The following is a 19243-nucleotide window of genomic DNA, read 5'->3' as shown; positions in this document are numbered from 1 at the left end:
CGTGAAGGACGCCTTCGGCTTCCCCCAGTCCCTCCTCGTCCTCGGCGGTACGTCCGAGATCGCGCTGGCCACCGCCCGCCGCCTGATCGCCCGCCGCACCCGCACGGTATGGCTGGCGGGCCGCCCCTCGCCCGCCCTGGAGGAGTCCGCCGGGCATCTGCGGGGCCTGGGGGCCGAGGTGCACACCGTCGCCTTCGACGCGCTCTCCCCCGAGTCCCACGAGGGCGTGCTCGGCAAGGTCTTCGCGGAGGGCGACATCGACATGGTGCTGCTCGCCTTCGGGGTCCTCGGCGACCAGGCCCACGACGAGCGGGAGCCGGCGAGCGCGGTGCGCGTCGCGCAGACCAACTACACGGGGGCGGTGTCGGCCGGCCTGGTCAGCGCCCGGGCCTTGCAGGCGCAGGGCCATGGCTCGCTGGTGGTGCTCTCCTCCGTCGCCGGCGAGCGGGCCCGCCGGTCCAACTTCATCTACGGCTCCAGCAAGGCCGGGCTGGACGCCTTCGCCCAGGGGCTGGGCGACGCGCTGCACGGCACGGGCGTGCACGTCATGGTCGTACGCCCCGGGTTCGTACGGTCGAAGATGACCGCCGGTCTGGAGCAGACGCCGCTCGCGACCACGCCCGAGGCGGTCGCGACGGCCATCGAGCTGGGGCTGCGGCGACGCTCGGAGCTGGTGTGGGTGCCGGGAGCGCTGCGGTTGGTGATGTCGGCGCTGCGGCACGTGCCACGGGCGGTGTTCCGGCGGCTGCCGCTGTAGCGGCCCGTCACCGGCCGTCGTCGGCTGCCCGGGGGAACGCGGTTACCGGGTCGGCAGGGAGCCGCGCTCCACGCTCCCGGCCTGAGGGGGGACCACGGACCCGCCGAAGTGGAACTCGCGCAGCTTGCGCCACACCCCGTCGGCGCCCTGCTCGTACAGCGCGAAGCCGGTGCAGGGCCACTGGGCCTCGTAGTCGGCGAGTTCCTCGAAGGCGCGGTCCATGGACGCCTCGTCGATGCCGTGGGCCACGGTGACGTGCGGGTGATACGGGAACTGCAGTTCGCGCGCCATGGGCCCGGACGCGTCCCGGACCTGCTTCTGCAGCCAGGTGCAGGCCTCGGCGCCCTCCACGACCCGCACGAACACCACCGGCGACAGGGGCCGGAAGGTGCCGGTGCCGGACAGCCGCATGGGGAACGGCCGGCCCGCCGCGGCGACCTCGGTCAGATGCGCCTCGACGGCCGGCAGCACGGCGGCGTCGACCTCCGTCGGCGGCAGCAGCGTGACATGCGTGGGGATACCGTGAGCCGCGGCGTCGCCGAAGCCCGCGCGCAGCTGCTGGAGCTGGCTGCCGTGAGGCTCCGGGACCGCGATCGAGACACCGATCGTTACGGTCCCCACGTGGTCTCCTGTCGTTTCAGTTGGTGAGCCCGTCCTGTCGGCGAGCTCGCGCCCGATGGTGAGCAGCGGTGGCCGCCGGTGCGGCCACTCGGCTATCGACTGTACGGCCACGGCGCCGCCACGGGCAGGCGCAAGCGTGGTGATGTGCAGCGCTGTGCGGTGGTACGGCCGTGGTGCGGTTCAGTGCTTGGCGGGCAGGAAGCCCACCCTGTCGTACGCCTGCGCCAGCGTCTCCGCGGCGACGGCGCGCGCCTTCTCCGCGCCCTTGGCCAGGATCGAGTCGAGGCTCTCCGGGTCGTCCAGATACTGCTGGGTGCGCTCCCGGAAGGGCGTCACGAACTCGACCATGACCTCGGCGAGGTCCGTCTTGAGCGCACCGTAACCCTTGCCCTCGTACTTCTGCTCCAGTTCCGCGATTCCCGCCCCGGTGAGGGTCGAGTAGATGGAGAGCAGGTTGCTGACGCCCGGCTTGGTCTCCGGGGCGAAGCGGACGACGGTGTCGGTGTCGGTGACCGCGCTCTTGACCTTCTTGGCGGTGGCCTTGGGCTCGTCGAGGAGGTTGATGAGGCCCTTCGGCGTGGACGCCGACTTGCTCATCTTGATCGTCGGGTCCTGCAGGTCGTAGATCTTCGCCGTCTCCTTGAGGATGTACGGCTTCGGGACGGTGAAGGTCCGGCCGAAGCGGCCGTTGAAGCGCTCGGCGAGGTCGCGGGTCAGCTCGACGTGCTGGCGCTGGTCCTCGCCGACCGGGACCTCGTGCGCCTGGTACAGCAGGATGTCCGCGACCTGGAGGATCGGGTAGGTGAACAGGCCGACCGAGGCGCGGTCGGCGCCCTGCTTGGCGGCCTTGTCCTTGAACTGGGTCATGCGGGAGGCCTCGCCGAAGCCGGTGAGGCAGTTCATGACCCAGGCGAGCTGGGCGTGCTCGGGGACGTGGCTCTGGACGAACAGCGTGCAGCGGTCCGGGTCCAGACCTGCGGCCAGCAGCTGTGCGGCGGCCAGGCGCGTGTTCGCGCGCAGGTCCTTCGGGTCCTGCGGGACGGTGATCGCGTGCAGGTCGACGACCATGTAGAACGCGTCGTGGGTCTCCTGCAGGGCCACCCACTGGCGGACGGCGCCGAGGTAGTTGCCGAGGTGGAACGAGCCGGCGGTGGGCTGGATACCGGAGAGCACGCGAGGTCGGTCAGAGGCCATGGTGTTTATTGTCGCAGAGAGCCAGGGGGGTTCGGTTCGTGGGGAACTGCGGACCGTGGTGGGCAGGTCGCGCAGTTCCCCGCGCCCTTTCGGGCCGGCTCAGCCCAGGTCGATGTCCGGGTACAGCGGGAAGCCCGCCACCAGGTCCGTCGCCCGCTGGGCGATCTCCTGCGCCACCTTCTCGTCCAGGACGTGGGCCGCCTTGGACGGAGCGCCCGACTTGGTCGTGCCCGGCTCGGTGGTGGTCAGGACGCGGTCGATGAGGCCCGCGACCTCGTCCATCTCGGCGGTTCCCAGGCCACGAGTGGTGAGCGCGGGGGTGCCGATGCGGATGCCGGAGGTGTACCAGGCGCCGTTGGGGTCGGCGGGGATGGCGTTGCGGTTGGTGACGATGCCGGATTCGAGCAGGGCGGCCTCGGCCTGGCGGCCGGTGAGGCCGTAGGAGGTGGCGACGTCGATCAGGTTGAGGTGGTTGTCGGTGCCGCCGGTGACCAGGGTGGCGCCGCGGCGCATCAGGCCCTCGGCGAGGGCCCGGGAGTTGTCGACGATGCGCTGGGCGTAGTCACGGAAGGACTCCTGGCGGGCCTCGGCCAGGGCGACCGCCTTGGCGGCCATGACGTGCGGGAGCGGGCCGCCGAGGACCATCGGGCAGCCGCGGTCGACCTGGTCCTTGAGGGAGTCGTCGCACAGCACCATGCCGCCGCGCGGGCCGCGCAGCGACTTGTGGGTGGTGGTGGTGACGATCTGGGCGTGCGGGACCGGGTCGAAGTCGCCGGTGAGGACCTTGCCGGCGACGAGGCCGGCGAAGTGGGCCATGTCGACCATGAGCGTGGCGCCGACCTCGTCGGCGATCTCGCGCATGATGCGGAAGTTCACCAGACGGGGGTAGGCGGAGTAGCCGGCGACGATGATCAGCGGCTTGAACTCGCGGGCGGAGGCGCGCAGGGCGTCGTAGTCCAGCAGCCCCGTGGACGGGTCCGTGCCGTAGGAGCGCTGGTCGAACATCTTGCCGGAGATGTTCGGGCGGAAGCCGTGGGTGAGGTGGCCGCCGGCGTCCAGGGACATGCCGAGCATGCGCTGGTTGCCGAAGGCCTGGCGGAGTTCGGCCCAGTCGGCCTCGGTGAGGTCGTTGACCTGGCGGACGCCGGTCTTCTCCAGGAAGGGGGCCTCGACCCGCTGGGCGAGGACGGCCCAGAAGGCGACGAGGTTGGCGTCGATGCCGGAGTGCGGCTGGACGTAGGCGTGGCGGGCGCCGAAGAGCTCCTTGGCGTGCTCGGCGGCGAGGCCCTCGACGGTGTCGACGTTGCGGCAGCCGGCGTAGAAGCGGCGGCCGATGGTGCCCTCGGCGTACTTGTCGCTGAACCAGTTGCCCATCGCCAGGAGGGTGGCCGGGGAGGCGTAGTTCTCGGAGGCGATCAGCTTCAGCATCTCGCGCTGGTCGGCGACCTCCTGGCCGATGGCGTCGGCGACGCGCGGCTCGACGGAGCGGATCACGTCGAGGGCCGCGCGGAAGGCGGTGGAAGCGGTGGAGAGGGGCTCGGCTGACATGGGGACCTCCGGACGTTGCGTTCAGCGTTCACGGTACGGCCCAGGCGCACGGCACTCGTTCAGGGCCCAGGACCCAGGGGCCGCTCCCCGATGGTCGGTCCCATCCCAGCGCGCCAGTCACGGCCCGCGATCAGCCTACCCGGCGCATGGTCATGCCGTGCGCCGACGTCCACCATGCGGGCCGGGGAAAAGGGGCGTACGGCAGGTCCTAGGTGTGCTGTCCGGACGGCACACCTAGAGGATCACGTGCGGCAGGAAGCGGGCGTACTCGTCCGTGATCAGGCCCGAGGACTCGCGGATGCCGAGGCCGGCGGACTCGTGCTCGACGACCCAGGCGCCGAGGACGACGTGGTTGCCGTCGAAGGCGGGCAGGGGGGCGAGCTGCTGGTAGCAGCAGGGTTCGTCGCGCACGGCGGGGGCGGCGCCCGAGGTGTCCGGCTCGTGGATCGTCACGCCGGCGCCCTCGCGGCCTAGGAGGGGCTTGGCGACGTAGCCGGTGGTGTGCGCCAGGTCGCGGGGGCCGTCCAGGTGGGCGGGGAGCAGGTTGGGGTGGTCCGGGTACAGCTCCCAGAGGATCGCCAGGAGTGCCTTGTTGCTCAGCAGCATCTTCCAGGCGGGCTCGATCCACATCGTCGTGCCGGTGCCGCCGCCGTTGTCGAGGGTGTCGAGGACGTGGTCGGCGAAGCGGTCGGTGGTGAGCCACTCCCAGGGGTAGAGCTTGAAGCAGCTGCGGATGAAGCGGAGCCGGGTGTCGACGAAGCGGCCGGAGAGGCGGTCCCAGCCGATCTCCTCCATGGAGATCCAGTCGGTGTCGAGGCCGGCCTGCTCTGCGGTCTCCTTCAGGTAGGCGACGGTCATGAGGTCCTCGCCGAGCTCGTCGGCGGAGGAGTACGCGAAGTACAGGGGACTGCCCGGCGGGAGGAGGCCGGCCTGCTTCTTCCAGGCGTCGATCAGGCGTTCGTGGAGGGAGTTCCACTGGTCGGCGCCCGGGAAGCGCTCCTCCATCCAGAACCACTGCGGCGAGGCGGCCTCGACCAGCGAGGTGGGGGTGTCGGCGTTGTACTCCAGCAGCTTGGCCGGGCCGGTGCCGTCGTAGTGGAGGTCGAAGCGACCGTAGACGGACGGGAGTTCGGCACGGCGCTGCCAGGCCTCGGCGACCGCCCGGGCCACGCGCGGGTCGGTGATGCCGAGGTCGGCGAAGCGGTCCGCTGTCACGATGTGGTCGGCGGCCGCCAGGCACATCCGGTGCAGTTCCTCGACGACCTCCTCCAGCGCCTCGACCTCGTCGAGGGTGAAGACGTAGTAGGCGCTCTCGTCCCAGTAGGGGCGCAGGGAACCGTCGGGGTAGCGGGTGAGGGGGTAGACGAGCCCCTGCTCCTCGACGGTCTGCTGCCAGCCGGGGCGGGGCTCGATCGTACGGCGTTCCATGGGCGCGGGCTCCGGTCGACGACGCGTTCAGCCGCCGCCGCTGCCGGAGCCGGAGCAGCCGAAACCGCCCCGGTCGACGGCCTCGCTGCGGCTGAAGGTGCCGTAGTCGGCGTAGCCGCCGCTGACGTCGGCGTCGTAGTACCAGGCGGCGTCGGCGCTGCTGGTCCTGCCGGTCTTCTTGCGGCTCTTGGAGGAGCCCGCCGAGGTGCCGGACGAGCCGGACGCGCAGTTCTTGTCGGCGATGATCTTGTAGCCCTCGTAGGTGTAGCTGTCGCGGTCCACGCAGCGGCGGTCGGGCTCGGAGCCGCAGGAGGTCAGGGCCGCCGCTATGACTCCCATGCCGCCGAGCACCACCGTGCTCGACCGCAGCCGTCGCCGTGTCTCCGCCATGTCCTTCTCCCCGTTGGTGATGCCGTGTCGATGCCGTTGTCCGGTGTGCCCGCGGTCCGCGGGGTGCGGCGGCCAGCCTAGTCACCCTCGGTGCGGCGGCCCGGACCGGGAGTGGGGTGCGGGTGGGGCGGCGCCGGGACAATGCCTTTTCCGCAGCTCGACAGCAATCGCTTCCGCGAATTCTCGGGAATTTACCTCTGGCATCGCTCAACAGAACACGCAAGGCCAGCTAAAGACAACCATAGGGCCACGATCCGGACACCTGAAAAACTTCGTTGAAGATTGAACGCCGAGTGCATTCTTTCCGTATTCCCAGACGTGAGCAGGAATCCCGTTACCGTCACCGTGGCCTATCAGGTGGTGCCGGGGCGTGAGGCCGACTTCCACTCATGGGGGTGGGCCCTGCTGCGTACGAGTGCGCAGCAGCCAGGGTTTCTGGGGGGTGGCGTGCTGGTCGACAAGGAAGCGGAGTGGCATGTGGTCTACCGCTTCGACAGCGAGGCTTCCGCCCGGGCTTGGGAGAACTCCCTGGCCCACGTTCAGTGGACGGCTCGCGCCGAGGGACTCGCCCGGGAGACCAGGCGCCGCAGCATGGCGGGATCCAGGGCCTGGTTCGACTCCCAGACCCCCCGGCCGCCCGCCCCGGCCGCCCCGCGGCCGCCCCCGAAATGGAAACTGTGGTTTGTGAATATGAGCGCGGTTTTTCCACCCGTCCTTCTGTTCAATCTGACCGTGCTGCCCTATCTCGACGGCATCAATCCACTGTTCCGCACACTCCTGCTGTGTCTGTCCGTAACGGCCCTGGTGACCTGGATTCTCATGCCCCGGCTCCAGGCTTTCTTCAAGAAATGGTTGTATCCCCCGTTGCAGGCGCTCCGCGGTCGGCACAAAAAACGGACCGCCTAGGTCTGCGGACCGCACAGGTCCGAGAACGATCAAAAGGAGGTGGGCGGGTGAAGACCCTGCTCATCGACAACTACGACTCGTACACGTACAACCTGTTCCAGTTGATCGCCGAGGTCAACGGCGAGGAACCGGTGGTGATCCACAACGACGCCGCCGACCGGATTCCGGATCTCGGGGGGTTTCTCGGGGAGTTCGACAACGTGGTCGTGTCGCCCGGCCCCGGGCATCCGGGCACCGCGCGCGACTTCGGCGTCAGCGCCGCCGTCCTCGCCGGGGCCACCATCCCGGTGCTCGGCGTCTGCCTCGGCCACCAGGGCGTCGCCCTGGGAGAGGGCGGCCGGGTGGAGCCCGCGCCCGAGCCGCGGCACGGGCATCTGTCCGCGATCCGGCACGACGGGCGGGACCTGTTCCAGGGGCTGCCGCAGCACTTCACCGCGGTCCGCTACCACTCGCTGTCCGTGCGCGAACCGCTGCCGGAGACACTGGAGGCCACCGCCTGGGCCGAGGACGGCGTGCTGATGGGACTGCGGCACCGCACCCGGCCCCTGTGGGGAGTGCAGTTCCACCCGGAGTCCGTCCTCACCGAGTACGGCCACCGCATGCTGGTGAACTTCCGGAACCTCACGGCGGAACGGGCCCGCAGGCCGCGGACGAAGAACACCGCGGTCCCCCCGTCCGCGGCCGCCGCCCCCCGCCCCGCGCGGCCCCGCCGGCCCGCCTACCGCCTGCACACCCGCCGGATCGCCGGCGCGGTCGACACCGAGGCCGCCTTCACGCGGATGTTCGCCGACTCACCGCGGGCGTTCTGGCTGGACAGTTCCCGGGTCGAGCGGGGCCTGTCCCGGTTCTCGTTCCTCGGGGACGGCAGCGGGCCGCTCGCCGAGTTCGTCCGCTACGACGTCGACAGCGCAGTGTGCGAGATCGAGCGGGCCGGGCGGCCGGTGCGCAAGGTCAGGGCGAGCGTCTTCGACTACCTCAAACGGCAGCTGGCGAGCCGTCACGTGGACGCGGCGGGCCTGCCCTTCGACTTCACCGGCGGCTACGTCGGCTACCTCGGCTACGAGCTGAAGGCCGACTGCGGTGCGCAGAACAATCGTCACCGGTCATCGAACCCGGACGCCTGCTGGCTGTTCGCCGACCGGCTGATCGCGGTGGACCACCAGGAGGGCTTCACCTACGCCGTCTGCCTGGCCGAGGACACCCCGCAGGCCACCCGGGAGGCGGCCGACTGGCTCGATGCCACGCTGGCCCGGCTCAGCTGCGTGTCCACGGAGTCGGACACCGCCGCGGCCGAGGCGCCCTCCGCCGCGTCGGCCGTCCCGGATCCCGGCGCCGCCGAGCCGTGGCTGGTCCGGGACCGGGCGACCTACCTCGCGGACATCGAGGCCTGCAAGCGGGAGCTCGCGGCGGGCACCAGCTACGAGATCTGCCTGACCAACGCCGCCCGGCTGCCCGCGCCGCCCGACGCGTACGCCTTCTACCGGGTGCTGCGCCGCGTCAATCCGGCGCCGTACGCCGCCTTCCTGAAGTACGGGGACCTCGACGTGGCCGGTTCCTCCCCCGAACGCTTCCTGCGGATCACCCGGGACGGCGTCGCCGAGGCCAAGCCCATCAAGGGCACCGCACCGCGCGGCGCCACGCCCGAGGAGGACGCCGGTTTACGGGACGCGCTGGCGGCGGACGCCAAGACGCGTGCCGAGAACCTGATGATCGTCGACCTGCTCCGCAACGACCTGGGCCGGGTCTGCCGGACCGGGACGGTGCGTGTCTCCCGGCTCATGGCCACGGAGACGTACGCCACCGTGCACCAGCTCGTCTCCACCGTGGAGGGCAGGTTGCGCGAGGGCACGGACGTGGTGGACTGCGTGCGTGCCTGCTTCCCCGGCGGGTCGATGACCGGCGCGCCGAAGCTGCGCACGATGGAGATCATCGACTCGCTGGAGACCGAGGCCCGCGGCGTCTACTCCGGGGCGATCGGCTACCTGGGGTGCAGTGGCGGCGCGGACCTCAGCATCGTCATCCGCACCGCCGTGCTCGCCGACGGCCTGCTGCACCTGGGCGCCGGCGGCGCGATCGTCCTCGGCTCCGACCCGGTCGCCGAGTACGACGAGATGCTGCTGAAGACCGCGGCACAGATGCGCGCCCTCCGGGAGCACACCGGCGACCGGACGGGGAGGCCTCAGGAGACCGCCGCGGCACGGGTCGGCGCGGGTCAAGGGGCCGCCGTGTCGCGTACGGGGCCTTTGAAAGAGCCCCCCTCGACGCGGTTGCGCCTCCGCCGGGAGCCCGCCGCCCTGCCGGTCGCCGCCGAGGAGGCCGCGCGATGACGATCCCCCGGGCGAGGACCCCGCAGGCCAAGGCCCTTCAGGCCGGAGCACCTCAGACCAGGGCTTCCCAAGCCAAGGGCCCTGGGGCCCCGGCCCAGCAAACCGCCGGCCCCCAAGCCGGGAACCGCCAAGCCAAGCCCTCGCAAGCCGCCGGCCCGCACACCGCGGCTCGGCAGGTCACCACCCAGCAGTCCCCGCGGCCCACGCTCCGGCAGTCTCCGACCCGGCAGCGATCCACGGCCCCCCGCCCCTCCCCACCACCCCCACCCGGCCCCGCCGCCCCCGGCAATCTGGCCGCCCAGCTCGCCGATCTCGCCGAGCGGCGTGGCTGGGGCCGCCGGGCCGCGTTTCACCAGGGCCACCGGGTCTGGACCCACGGGGAGGTGCACGAGCTGGCGGCGCGCGCGGCCGGCGTGCTCGCCGAGCGCGGTGTGCGCCCCGGTGACCGGGTACTGCTGGCGCTGCCCGACAGTGTCACGTGGGTGACGGCCTTCCTCGCCACCGCCCGCCTCGGGGCCGTGGCGGTCCTGGTCAATCCGGAACTCCCGGCGGCCGAGCACACGTTCATGGCCGAGGACACCGGGGCCGTGCTGTGCGTGACCGGACCGGGACTGGAGAACCGTTTCCCCGACAGGAAGCAGCTCGGCGGCGACCAGCTGGCCGCGCTCACCCCCGCCGCCGACCCGGCCCCCGCCCACCCGGTCGACGCGCACACCCCGCTGTACATCCAGTACACCTCCGGCACGACGGGCCGCCCGAAGGGGGTCGTACACGGGCACGGCGATCCGAAGGCCTACCACGACCTGATCGGCCGCCGGCTGCTGCGGATCACCGAGGACGACGTCACCCTGTCGGTGTCGAAGCTGTACTTCGCGTACGGCTTCGGCAACGCCTTCGTCTTCCCGCTCTTCTCCGGCTCCAGCGCCGTCCTGGTCGACCGGCGCCCCACCCCGGCCGTCGTCGACGACCTCGTCGCCCGGCACCGGGTGACCCTGCTGTACTCCGTGCCGTCCGCGTATGCCGCGCTGGTGGCCGACCGGGGCAGCGGGCACGAGGCCTGCTTCGTCTCGGTGCGCGCCGCCGTGTCGGCCGGTGAGGGCATGCCGGACGGGCTGGGCAGGCAGGTCACCGAGCTGCTCGGCGCGCCGGTGCTGGAGCAGATCGGCTCCACCGAGGCCGGCCACGCCTTCTGCGCCAACAGCTTCGACCACCACCACCCCGGCACCGTCGGCCGCCCCGTCCCCGGCTTCGAGGTGGAGCTGCGGGACCGTGACGGGCGCCCGGTGCCGGACGGCGAGGAGGGCGAGATGTGGGTGCGCGGGCCGACGGTGACGCCCGGCTACCTGAACCGCCCCGAGGAGACGGACCGCACGCTCGTCGGCGGCTGGCTGGCCACCCGGGACCGGGCGCGCCTCGAACCGGACGGCACCTACCGGCACCTGGGCCGCGCCGACGACATGGAGATGGTCGGCGGCATCACCCTCTCCCCGCTGGAGGTGGAGGCCGTGCTGCGGAGGCACCCGGCGGTGCGGGAGGTCGCGGTCGCCGCCGTCACCGACGGGCTCGGCGTCAGCCGGCTGCGCGCCTTCGTCGTACCCGCCGCACGGCCCGCGGCCGGCCTGCAGAGCGAGCTCCTCGAACTGGCCCGCGACCGTCTCGCCGCCTTCAAGGTCCCCCGCAGCGTCAGCTTCGTCCCGTCACTGCCGCGCACCCCCACCGGAAAGCTCCGCCGCCACCTGCTCCGCCGGGGCGCCTGGTGAGCCCGGCCCATCCGACAGAAAGGAGCGGTCGTATGCCGCAGCACCCTCTGCTCGTCGACCGCGGGTTCTATCTCGGCCCCATGTTCCGGCAGGCGGCCGACCGCCACGGAGCCGTGTTCGTCACCCTGGACCGCCCGCTGGACGTCTCCCCCGCGCTCGGCGTCGACCTCAGCTACACGGTGCTCGCGGATGTCGTCGACGAGCTGTCCGGGCGGCTGTGGGAGGCCGGGGTCCGGCCCTCGGAGCAGGTGGTCGTCCACAAGACGGACAACGTCGACATCGTACTGCTGACCTGTGCCGTCTCCCGTATCGGCGCCGTGCCGGTGCTGCTGTCGCCCACCCTGAGCGGTCCGGTCGTCGGACAGCTGCTCGGACGGCTCGACCGGCCCTGGCTGATCAGCGACCGCGCCAAGCTGGAGGGGTCGTTGTACGACATCGACGGCCTCGTGCGGCAGGCCCTGTCGGTGGACGACGCGCCCGGCGCCGTGCCCCTGGCGAAGTACGCCGGCGCCACCCCTCCCGCGCCGGTGCGGCTGCACCCCCGGGAGCCGTCCCTGATCACCCACAGCTCCGGCACCACCGGCGTTCCCAAGCTCGCCGTGCACTGCGCGCACACCATGTGGAACCGGCTCGTCCCGCAGAAGGCGATGGGCTGGCCCACGCGCGGGGAGACCGCGGCCCTGCACATGTCCTTCGTGCACTCCCGCTTCTACCACCTGCTCGGCGTCCTGCTGCACTTCGGCAGCCCCCTCGTGCTGATCACCGACCCGGACCCCGCCGCGGTGGGCCCGCTGCTGGCCCGGCACCGCCCGGGCATCGTCGAGACCCACCCCAACACCTTCGTGCTGTGGGAGGAGCTGGCCGACGCGCCCGGTGCGCCGCTGTCCCGGGTCCGCTCCTACGGCTCCACGTTCGACGCGATCCATCCGCGCACCGTACGGCGGCTGCTGGGCGCGTCGCGGCGCCGGGCGCCCCGGCTCATCCAGCTGTACGGGCAGAGCGAGACGGGGCCGGTGGCCTTCCAGTGGTTCACGCGGCGCAGCGCGGGCCGCGCGGACGGCCGCCGGGTGGGGATCGGGATACCCGGGTTCACCCGGGTGCGGGTGACGGACGACTCCGGTCGGCCGGTCCGGCCGGGGACGCCGGGCCGGATCGAGGCCCGTACCCGGGGCCGCATCCTCACCTACCTCGGGGCACGGGAGCGGTACGAGCGCCAACTGGACGGCGCGTGGTGGCAGATGGGCGACATGGGGTACCGGAGCCGTCTGGGCGGGCTGTATCTGATCGACCGTGAGATCGACCGGATCGACGCCGTGCACAGCAACCTGGAGGTCGAGGACACTCTGATGTCCCGGCTGGAGGAGCTGCGCGAGGTGGTCATCGTGCCCGGTGCGGACCGCGAGCCGGTGCCGGTGGTCTGCGTCCGGGGCGAACGGCCGCTGGACCCGCAGCGGTGGCGGGCGGCCACCGCCGACCTGCCGCCGATGGCCGAGCCCCGGCAGTGGCGGTTCGAGGAGCTGCCGATGACCGCCACCTGGAAGGTGAAGCGGGTGGAGATCACCCGCATGCTCACCGAGAGGGTCCGCGCATGACGCCCGGGTCTCCCGGGCAGCGCCCGGTGGTCGTGGTGGGCGCCGGGCCCGTGGGCCTGTCGGCGGCGCTCGCCCTGCGCTCCCACGGCCTGCCGGTCGTCCTCCTGGAAGCGGACCCGGAGGGCCGCCGGCGTCCGGGCAGCCGCGCGCTGTTCGTGCACCGGGAGACGCTGCGGCTGCTCGACGGCATGCGGCCGGGTCTGGCGGCCGAGATCACGGCGTACGGGCGCACCTGGCACACCCGGCGCACCCTGTACCGGGGCCGCGAGGTGTACGCCCGCACCTTCCCGCCCCCGTCCGGCACGCCGCCCTTCACCAGCCTGCGTCAGGTGGACACCGAGCGCTTCCTGCTCGCCGCCTGCGAGGACGCCGGGGTGGAGTTCGTCTGGGGCGCCGCGGTGACGGGCGTGCACGTCGGCCCGGAGGAGGCCGTGCTGACCGCCGCGGACGGGCGGACCTGGGCCGCCCCGCACGTCGTCGCCGCCGACGGCGCCCGCTCGGCGGTCCGGGCCGCGCTGGGCATCCGTATGGAGGGCACGCACGGGGAGGGTTTCCATGTCGTCGTGGACGTCGCCGACCTCCCGGGTGCCGAGGCCCCGCTGGAGCGCGTCTTCCACTACGAGCATCCGGGGGTGGGCGGGCGCAGTGTGATGCGGGTGCCGTTCACCGGGGGTTTCCAGGTCGACCTGCAGTGCCGGGACGACGACGCGCAGGAGGAGTACGGGACGGAGGAGGCCGTACGGCGGTGGCTGCCCGCGGTCGTGGGCGAGGGGTACGGCGAGCGGATCCTGTGGGTGTCGACGTACCGCTTCCTGCGCAAGGTCGCGGCCTCGTTCACCGATCCGCACCGCCGGGTGCTGCTCGTCGGCGAGGCGGCCCACCTCTTCCCGCCCTTCGGGGCGCGCGGCATGAACAGCGGCATCGCGGACGCGGCGGCGGCCGCGCGGGCGATCGCCGCGGGGACCGCTGAGGCGGTGGACGAGTTCGCCGAGGTCCGGCGTGCGGCGGGCCTGTTCAACAGTGCCGCCGCCGGTACCGCGCTGGACCATCTGCGGCCACGGCGGCGGATCGTCCGGGTCAAGCAGCGCGCGGCGGCGGCCCTGGCGCCGGTGCTGCCGTGGTGCGGGTCGTGGCTGGAGCACGCGCCGTACGGGCCCCGGCACGGCGCGCCTGCGGTCGCGGGCGGCAAGTACTGACGAAGGAGCGCGTGGTGACACAACCGGCCATCGCCGAGGGAGTGCTGGCGTGGACACCGGCCCGTGGTCCGGCCCCGGCGGCGGGGAGCGCGGGGCAGCTGCTGGTCGCGGACTCCTGGCTGCTGCGGGAGGGCCGGGTGCGCGGCTTCGACCGGCACCGGGAGCGCTTCCTGGGAGCGTGCGCGGAGTGCGGCGGGGGGTCGCCGCGTCGGCTCGTCGCGTTCTGGCAGGACATGACCGCCGCGCTGCCGCGCACGGGCGCATGGTTTCCCCGAGTGGAACTGGCCGCCGGCACTCTGGAGTTGCGGCTGCTGCTGCGGCACGCGCCGCCGCTCGGCTCCGCCGTGCGGGTCTGGGCGACCGGGCAGCCCGATCCGCGGACCGTCCCCCGCCGCAAGGGACCGGACCTGGACACCCTGGCCGGGGTGCGCGGTCGGGCGGCCGGCGAGGGCGCGGACGAGGCGGTGCTGGTCGGCCCGTCCGGGGTGGTGCGGGAGGGGGCGACCAGCAGCCTGCTGTGGTGGGAGGACGACACCCTGTGTCTGCCCCCGCCCCGGCTGCCCGTCCTGCCCGGCGTGACCACCGGCCTCATCCAGGACCGGGCCCGGCGGTCCGGGATCCGGATCGCCCACCGTGAGCGCACGGTGGACGAGCTGGAGGGCCGGGAGGTGTGGCTGGTCAACGCGCTGCACGGCATCCGGCCCGTCACGGAGTGGACGGGCCGGCCGATGAAAGCCGCACCCGCGGTTCGGGCCGCGGAATGGCGGACCTGGCTGGACGAGCTCATGGAGCCGTTGCCGGGCGACTGAACACACCCGCACGCACGGAATTCGCCGGATCACAGGAACGTGACCCGGCGGAATGATCGCTGCCCGAATTCAGGCCTGCTTTCAGTTCTTTTTCTGTACGGGCTGATAAGCCCCCGGCGCCATCCGGGTCGCGACCGCGATCCGGTTGTAGGCGTTGATGACGGTGGCCGCCCAGATCAGTGCCGCGATCTGCGCCTCGTCGAAGACCTCCGCGGCGTCGGCGTACACCGCGTCCGGCACATGCCCGTCGTGCACCAGCGTCACGGCCTCGGTCAACGCCAGGGCGGCGCGCTCCCGTCCGGTGAAGAAGGGGGTCTCCCGCCAGGCGTTCAGCGCGTAGATCCGCTGTTCCGTCTCGCCCTGCGCGCGGGCGTCCTTGGTGTGCATGTCGAGGCAGAACGCGCAGCCGTTGATCTGCGAGGCGCGGATCCTGATCAGTTCCAGGATTTCCGGTTCGATCTTGGCGTCCTGCGCCGCCGAAACGGCGGCGGCGTGCAGGGAACCCATCGCGGCGGACACGTCCGGTGTGGTTTTCTTGAGGGCTACGCGGGATATGGAGGCGCTGCCGCCCGAGACATTATTCGAAACGCTGTTGCTCATGGGGCGAATATATCCGGGGAATGGTCATCGGGACGTCGAATTCCCGAAAGAGAGCACCGCGCACAAGGCGTCCAGCGCTCCCGACCACGCGTGGTCCGGCGGTGTGCCGTATCCGACGACGACCGCGTCCGTCCGGTCGCCGGCCGCCTCCGGGTGGCGGTAGCGGTCCAGCCCGTCCACCGCCACCCCGTGCCAGGCCGCCGCCCGCAGCACCGGCTGCTGTGTTCCCGGCGGGAGCCGGAGCACGGCGTGCAGGCCCGCGGCGATGCCCGTGGCACGGACCTCGGGGGCGCGGTCCGCCAGGGCCTCGACCAACGCGTCCCGCCGGCGCCGGTAGCGCTGCCGGGCGGCGCGTACATGCCGGTCGTACGAGCCGGAGGTGATGAACTCCGCCAGCGTCAACTGGTCGAGGACCCCGCACGTGTCGACGCCGCCCTTCACCGCCACCGCCTCCTCCATCAGCGACGGCGGCAGCACCAGCCAGGCCAGCCGCAGACCGGGGGCGAGGGACTTGCTCGCCGTGCCGCAGTAGACGACGTGGTCGGGGTCGAGGCCCTGGAGGGCTCCCACCGGCTGGCGGTCGTAGCGGAACTCCCCGTCGTAGTCGTCCTCCACGACGAGGCCGCCGGTGCGCCGCGCCCAGTCGACGACGGCGGTCCGCCGGTCGGGGTGCAGGGGGACGCCCATGGGGAACTGGTGGGAGGGGGTGAGCAGCACGGCCCGTACGCCGGTCAGGTCGGACATGCCGGTGCCCAGGCCGTCGAACGGCAGGGGCGTGGTGCGCAGCCCCGCCGCCGCCAGCAGGTTCCAGTGGACGTCGAGGCCGTAGGACTCGACCGCCACCGTCCGCACGCCCCGCCGCCGCAGCAGCGTGCCGAGGACCTGCAGGCCCTGCTTGAACCCGCCGCACACCAGCACGCGTTCGGGGTCGGCGCGCACCCCGCGCACGCGGGCGAGGTAGCCGGCGAGCGCGGTGCGCAGTTCGGTACGGCCGCGCGGGTCGCCGTAACCGAGGGCGTCGTTCGGGGCCTTGGCCAGGGCGCGGCGGGCGGCCTTGAGCCACTCGGCACGCGGGAAGGCGGCGAGGTCGGGCATGCCGGGGCGCAGGTCGTGGGCGGGGCGGCCGGGTTCGGGGCGGCGGGCCGCCGAGGGACGGCTGGGGGCCGCCACCGGCAGCTCGGCCACCCTGGTGCCGGAGCCCTGGCGGGCGGTGAGCCAGCCCTCGGCGACGAGTTCCGCGTACGCGTCGGCGACCGTGTTGCGCGCGATGCCCAGGTCGGCGGCGAGGGAACGGGAGGAGGGCAGCCGGGTGCCGGGGGCCAGGCGGCCGGTGCGGACGGCCTCGCGCAGGGCGTCGGTCAGGCCGCGGCGCAGACCGGGACCGGTCGGCTCCAGGTGCAGGTCGACGCCCAAAGTGGCCCATCGTTTCGGCATGGAACTGGACCATACCCCTGGGCTGCTTCGCTCCTAGGGTCGAGTGCATGACGACGCACACAGATGAGACGACCACCACGGAGTACGCCCCCGAACGACCGGCCCGGCTGCAGTGGGCCCAGCACGCGCCCGAGGTCTACAAGGCGATGGTCCGGCTGGAAAAGGCCGTCAGGCAGGGCATCGATCCGAAGCTGTACGAGCTGGTGAAGATCCGCGCCTCGCAGATCAACCACTGCGCCTTCTGCATCGACATGCACACCAAGGACGCCCTCGCGGCGGGCGAGAGCGTGGAGCGGATCATCCAGCTCGCCGCGTGGGACGAGTCGCGGCACTTCTACACCGAGCGGGAGCTCGCGGCACTGGAGCTGACGGAGGCCGTGACCGTGCTGACGGACGGTTTCGTCCCGGACGAGGTGTACGAGAAGGCCGCCCAGCACTTCGAGGAGGCGGAGCTGGCACAGCTGATCGCCGGGATCGCGGCGATCAACGCATGGAACCGGTTCGGGGTGACCGCCCGGATGGCCCCGGGCCACTACCAGCCGGGGCAGTACAGGTGACGGCACGGACCGGACTGCTCGACCAGGCGGTCGGCCGGGCCATGTCCACGCTCAGCGCCGTCACCAAGCAGGGTCTCGGGGACCCCGCCCTGGCCGAGCTGGTGGTGATCCGGGCCTCGCAGATCAACCACTGCGCGTACTGCCTCGACATGCACCTCACGCTCGCCCGCAAGCACGGGGTGAGTGAGCGTCAGCTGGATCTGCTGGCCGCCTGGGAGGAGGCGGAGGACGTCTTCGACGAGCGGGAGCGGGCCGCGCTCGCCCTGACGGAGGCGGTCACCGTCCTGACGGACGGTTTCGTGCCCGACGAGGTGTACGAGCGGGCCGCCGCGCACTTCGACGACGTCCGACTCGCCCATCTCATCGGACTGATCGTCGCCATCAACAACTGGAACCGGATGATGGTGAGCCGCCGTATCCCGCCAGGAGGCCACACACCGTGAACAAGGCCGACACCTTCCGTGCCCTGCACCACCACCGTCCCCCGGGCGACCCCCTCGTCCTGCCCGGCCCCTGGGACGCGGCGAGCGCCCGGGTGTTCGAGGAGGCCGGGTTCCCGGCGCTCGCGACGCCCAGCGCGGGAGTCGCCGCCTCCCTCGGGTACGAGGACGGGGCGACCCCGGCCGAGGAGATGTTCGCGGCCGTCAAGCGGATCGTACGGGCCGTCGACGTACCGGTGTCGGCGGACGTGGAGGGCGGATACGGGCTCGCGCCGAAGGAACTGGTGGAGCGGCTCCTGGAGACGGGTGCCGTGGGCTGCAACCTTGAGGACTCCCACGGGGGTGTCCTCAAGGACCCGCGGGAGCACGCCGACTGGCTGGCGGAGGTGCGGTACGCCGCCGGCGACCGGCTCTTCGTCAACGCCCGCATCGACACCTTCAGCCGCGGGGTGGCCGATCCGGACCGGGCCGTGGAACGGGCCGCGCTGTACGTCGCCGCGGGCGCCGACTGCGTGTACCCGATCGGCGCCCCGCCCGCCGTACTGCCGCTGCTGCGGGCGGGGATCCAGGGGCCGATCAACGTCGGCGCGCCCGTGCCGGACGGCCCCTCGCCCACCGGACTCGGCGAGCTGGGCGAACTCGGGGCCACCCGGATCACGTTCGGGCCGGGGCTGCAGCGCAGGGCGGCCGCGGCGCTCAGGGAGGTCGCCGCCGGCCTGCGCTAGAGGGGTTTCAGGACAGCCACGCCTTCCAGGTGGACTCGTGGCTGTCCACCCACTTCTTCGCCGCCTCCTCGGGCGTCATCTTCTGGTCGGCGATCATCAGGGAGACCTCGTTCTGGTCCTCGGTCGTCCACTTGAACTTCTTCAGGAAGGCCGCCGCCTTGCCGCCCTGCTTGGCGAAGTCCGCGTTGAGGTACTTCTGCAGCGGGGTGTGCGGGTAGGCGCAGGCGACCTTCTCCGGGTCGGCGTCGCAGCCCTCCTTGTACGGCGGCAGCTTCACCTCGGTCATCGGGACCTTCTTGAAGAGCCACTGCGGCATGTACCAGTACGTCAGGAAGGGCTTCTTCTCCTTGGCGAACTGCCGGATCTGGGTGATCTGCGCGGCCTCGGAGCCGGCGAAGACCACCTGGTAGTCCAGCTTCAGGTTCTTCACCAGCGCCTTGTCGTTGGTGACGTACGACGGGGAGCCGTCGAGGAGCTGGCCCTTGCCGCCGCTCTCCGCGGTGCGGAAGAGCGAGGAGTACTTGTTGAGGTTCTTCCAGTTGGTGATGTCCGGGTGCTGCTTGGCGAGGTACGTCGGGACGAACCAGCCGATGTGCCCGGTGACGCCGAGACCGCCGCCGCGCGCGATGGTCTTCTTGTCCTGGACGTACAGCTTCTCCTGGTCGGGGTGGCCCCAGTCCTCCAGGATCGCGTCGACCCGGCCCTGGCTCAGCGCGTCCCAGGCGGGAACCTCGTCGACCTGGACGGTGTCGACGTGGTAGCCGAGCTTGTGCTCCAGCAGGTACTGGGCGACGGCAACGTTGGCCTGCGCGCCGACCCAGGACTGCACGGACAGGGTCACGGACTTGGCGCCCTGCGCGTTGGCGAAGGGCGAGGCCTGCTTGGTCATGTCGGCGGCGCCACAGCCGGTGGTCAGGGCGAGGACCGCGAGGGCCGCCGTGATGCGCGTACGGCTCATG

Annotated in this window: 18 protein-coding genes and 1 riboswitch; of the genes, 10 read left to right on the top strand and 8 right to left on the bottom strand. The window is 72.2% G+C overall.

Going from position 1 to position 19243, the window contains the following annotated elements; all coding sequences use genetic code 11:
* Nucleotide 1: 1 nt before the first annotated feature.
* The gene (locus NW895_RS09515; protein ID WP_289934944.1) at nucleotides 2-757 is read left to right on the top strand and encodes a decaprenylphospho-beta-D-erythro-pentofuranosid-2-ulose 2-reductase; all 756 of its coding nucleotides are present in this window, start codon (nucleotides 2-4) and stop codon (nucleotides 755-757) included.
* Between the two features lie 42 nt (nucleotides 758-799).
* Here the strand turns inward: NW895_RS09515 and NW895_RS09510 are convergent, their stop codons facing one another.
* The 5 genes from NW895_RS09510 to NW895_RS09490 all read right to left on the bottom strand — a co-directional run bounded on the left by NW895_RS09510 (nucleotide 800) and on the right by NW895_RS09490 (nucleotide 5938).
* Nucleotides 800-1378 carry a 2'-5' RNA ligase family protein gene (locus NW895_RS09510; protein ID WP_289934943.1) on the bottom strand — a complete coding sequence of 193 codons (579 nt, stop codon included), beginning with the start codon at nucleotides 1376-1378 and terminating at the stop codon, nucleotides 800-802.
* Nucleotides 1379-1558: 180 nt separating this feature from the next.
* Nucleotides 1559-2572, bottom strand: a complete 1014-nt coding sequence (gene trpS / locus NW895_RS09505) for a tryptophan--tRNA ligase (RefSeq protein WP_289934942.1) — start codon at nucleotides 2570-2572, stop codon at nucleotides 1559-1561.
* Nucleotides 2573-2671: 99 nt separating this feature from the next.
* Entirely contained in the window at nucleotides 2672-4120 is a 1449-nt protein-coding gene (locus tag NW895_RS09500; protein ID WP_289934941.1) for a glycine hydroxymethyltransferase, read from the bottom strand.
* A 31-nt stretch (nucleotides 4121-4151) separates the two neighbouring features.
* Nucleotides 4152-4251: riboswitch (ZMP/ZTP riboswitch) on the bottom strand.
* A 103-nt stretch (nucleotides 4252-4354) separates the two neighbouring features.
* Nucleotides 4355-5548: a glutathionylspermidine synthase family protein gene (locus NW895_RS09495; protein WP_289934940.1), complete on the bottom strand. Its 1194-nt coding sequence runs from the start codon at nucleotides 5546-5548 to the stop codon at nucleotides 4355-4357.
* Nucleotides 5549-5575: 27 nt separating this feature from the next.
* The gene (locus NW895_RS09490; protein WP_289934939.1) at nucleotides 5576-5938 is read right to left on the bottom strand and encodes a hypothetical protein; all 363 of its coding nucleotides are present in this window, start codon (nucleotides 5936-5938) and stop codon (nucleotides 5576-5578) included.
* Nucleotides 5939-6256: 318 nt separating this feature from the next.
* Here NW895_RS09490 and NW895_RS09485 point away from each other — a divergent pair, with 318 nt between their 5' ends.
* Genes NW895_RS09485 through NW895_RS09460 form a run of 6 tightly spaced genes read left to right on the top strand, consistent with a single transcriptional unit; the run spans nucleotide 6257 to nucleotide 14528 of the window.
* A complete protein-coding gene (locus NW895_RS09485) occupies nucleotides 6257-6844 on the top strand; it encodes an antibiotic biosynthesis monooxygenase (RefSeq protein ID WP_289934938.1) in 588 nt (195 codons plus the stop codon).
* A gap of 47 nt (nucleotides 6845-6891) precedes the next feature.
* On the top strand, nucleotides 6892-9171 hold the full coding sequence (pabB, locus tag NW895_RS09480; RefSeq protein WP_289934937.1) for an aminodeoxychorismate synthase component I: 2280 nt from the start codon (nucleotides 6892-6894) through the stop codon (nucleotides 9169-9171).
* Complete coding sequence (locus NW895_RS09475; protein WP_289934936.1) at nucleotides 9168-10931, top strand: benzoate-CoA ligase family protein; 1764 nt, start codon at nucleotides 9168-9170, stop codon at nucleotides 10929-10931. The genes pabB and NW895_RS09475 overlap by 4 nt, the downstream gene beginning before the upstream one ends.
* A 32-nt stretch (nucleotides 10932-10963) precedes the next feature.
* Nucleotides 10964-12523, top strand: coding sequence for an AMP-binding protein (locus tag NW895_RS09470; RefSeq protein WP_289934935.1), 1560 nt, complete (start codon nucleotides 10964-10966; stop codon nucleotides 12521-12523).
* Nucleotides 12520-13719 (top strand): FAD-dependent monooxygenase, encoded by a 1200-nt coding sequence (locus NW895_RS09465; protein WP_289934934.1) that lies wholly within the window; start codon nucleotides 12520-12522, stop codon nucleotides 13717-13719. Before NW895_RS09470 ends, NW895_RS09465 begins: the two co-directional genes overlap by 4 nt.
* 14 nt (nucleotides 13720-13733) lie before the next feature.
* Entirely contained in the window at nucleotides 13734-14528 is a 795-nt protein-coding gene (locus NW895_RS09460) for an aminotransferase class IV (protein ID WP_289934933.1), read from the top strand.
* An 81-nt stretch (nucleotides 14529-14609) separates the two neighbouring features.
* Here NW895_RS09460 and NW895_RS09455 read toward each other — a convergent pair whose 3' ends face one another.
* Together NW895_RS09455 and NW895_RS09450 are read right to left on the bottom strand one after the other, a co-directional pair.
* Nucleotides 14610-15128 (bottom strand): carboxymuconolactone decarboxylase family protein, encoded by a 519-nt coding sequence (locus NW895_RS09455; protein ID WP_289934932.1) that lies wholly within the window; start codon nucleotides 15126-15128, stop codon nucleotides 14610-14612.
* Between the two features lie 24 nt (nucleotides 15129-15152).
* On the bottom strand, nucleotides 15153-16562 hold the full coding sequence (locus tag NW895_RS09450) for a PLP-dependent aminotransferase family protein (protein WP_289934931.1): 1410 nt from the start codon (nucleotides 16560-16562) through the stop codon (nucleotides 15153-15155).
* A 47-nt stretch (nucleotides 16563-16609) separates the two neighbouring features.
* Between NW895_RS09450 and NW895_RS09445 the strand changes: the two genes are divergently transcribed.
* Genes NW895_RS09445 through NW895_RS09435 form a run of 3 tightly spaced genes read left to right on the top strand, consistent with a single transcriptional unit; the run spans nucleotide 16610 to nucleotide 18284 of the window.
* Nucleotides 16610-17119, top strand: a complete 510-nt coding sequence (locus NW895_RS09445; protein ID WP_289934930.1) for a carboxymuconolactone decarboxylase family protein — start codon at nucleotides 16610-16612, stop codon at nucleotides 17117-17119.
* Nucleotides 17116-17562, top strand: a complete 447-nt coding sequence (locus NW895_RS09440) for a carboxymuconolactone decarboxylase family protein (protein WP_289934929.1) — start codon at nucleotides 17116-17118, stop codon at nucleotides 17560-17562. Before NW895_RS09445 ends, NW895_RS09440 begins: the two co-directional genes overlap by 4 nt.
* Complete coding sequence (locus tag NW895_RS09435; RefSeq protein ID WP_289934928.1) at nucleotides 17559-18284, top strand: isocitrate lyase/phosphoenolpyruvate mutase family protein; 726 nt, start codon at nucleotides 17559-17561, stop codon at nucleotides 18282-18284. Before NW895_RS09440 ends, NW895_RS09435 begins: the two co-directional genes overlap by 4 nt.
* A gap of 7 nt (nucleotides 18285-18291) precedes the next feature.
* On the opposite strand, the gene NW895_RS09430 is transcribed toward NW895_RS09435, so the two are convergent.
* Nucleotides 18292-19242 carry an ABC transporter substrate-binding protein gene (locus tag NW895_RS09430; RefSeq protein ID WP_289934927.1) on the bottom strand — a complete coding sequence of 317 codons (951 nt, stop codon included), beginning with the start codon at nucleotides 19240-19242 and terminating at the stop codon, nucleotides 18292-18294.
* Between the last annotated feature and the right edge of the window lies 1 nt (nucleotide 19243).

Origin of the sequence: Streptomyces sp. S.PNR 29 (assembly GCF_030386795.1) — a bacterium.
GTDB lineage: Bacteria > Actinomycetota > Actinomycetes > Streptomycetales > Streptomycetaceae > Streptomyces.
This window is presented reverse-complemented; position numbering and strand designations above follow the sequence as displayed.

Coding starts and splice junctions, on each gene's coding strand:
- trpS (WP_289934942.1), bottom strand. CDS start 2,572: ATGGCCTCTGACCGACCTCGCGTGCTCTCCGGTATCCAGCCCACCGCC.
- NW895_RS09500 (WP_289934941.1), bottom strand. CDS start 4,120: ATGTCAGCCGAGCCCCTCTCCACCGCTTCCACCGCCTTCCGCGCGGCC.
- NW895_RS09495 (WP_289934940.1), bottom strand. CDS start 5,548: ATGGAACGCCGTACGATCGAGCCCCGCCCCGGCTGGCAGCAGACCGTC.
- NW895_RS09490 (WP_289934939.1), bottom strand. CDS start 5,938: ATGGCGGAGACACGGCGACGGCTGCGGTCGAGCACGGTGGTGCTCGGC.
- NW895_RS09475 (WP_289934936.1), top strand. CDS start 9,168: ATGACGATCCCCCGGGCGAGGACCCCGCAGGCCAAGGCCCTTCAGGCC.
- NW895_RS09470 (WP_289934935.1), top strand. CDS start 10,964: ATGCCGCAGCACCCTCTGCTCGTCGACCGCGGGTTCTATCTCGGCCCC.
- NW895_RS09465 (WP_289934934.1), top strand. CDS start 12,520: ATGACGCCCGGGTCTCCCGGGCAGCGCCCGGTGGTCGTGGTGGGCGCC.
- NW895_RS09455 (WP_289934932.1), bottom strand. CDS start 15,128: ATGAGCAACAGCGTTTCGAATAATGTCTCGGGCGGCAGCGCCTCCATA.
- NW895_RS09450 (WP_289934931.1), bottom strand. CDS start 16,562: ATGCCGAAACGATGGGCCACTTTGGGCGTCGACCTGCACCTGGAGCCG.
- NW895_RS09445 (WP_289934930.1), top strand. CDS start 16,610: ATGACGACGCACACAGATGAGACGACCACCACGGAGTACGCCCCCGAA.
- NW895_RS09430 (WP_289934927.1), bottom strand. CDS start 19,242: ATGAGCCGTACGCGCATCACGGCGGCCCTCGCGGTCCTCGCCCTGACC.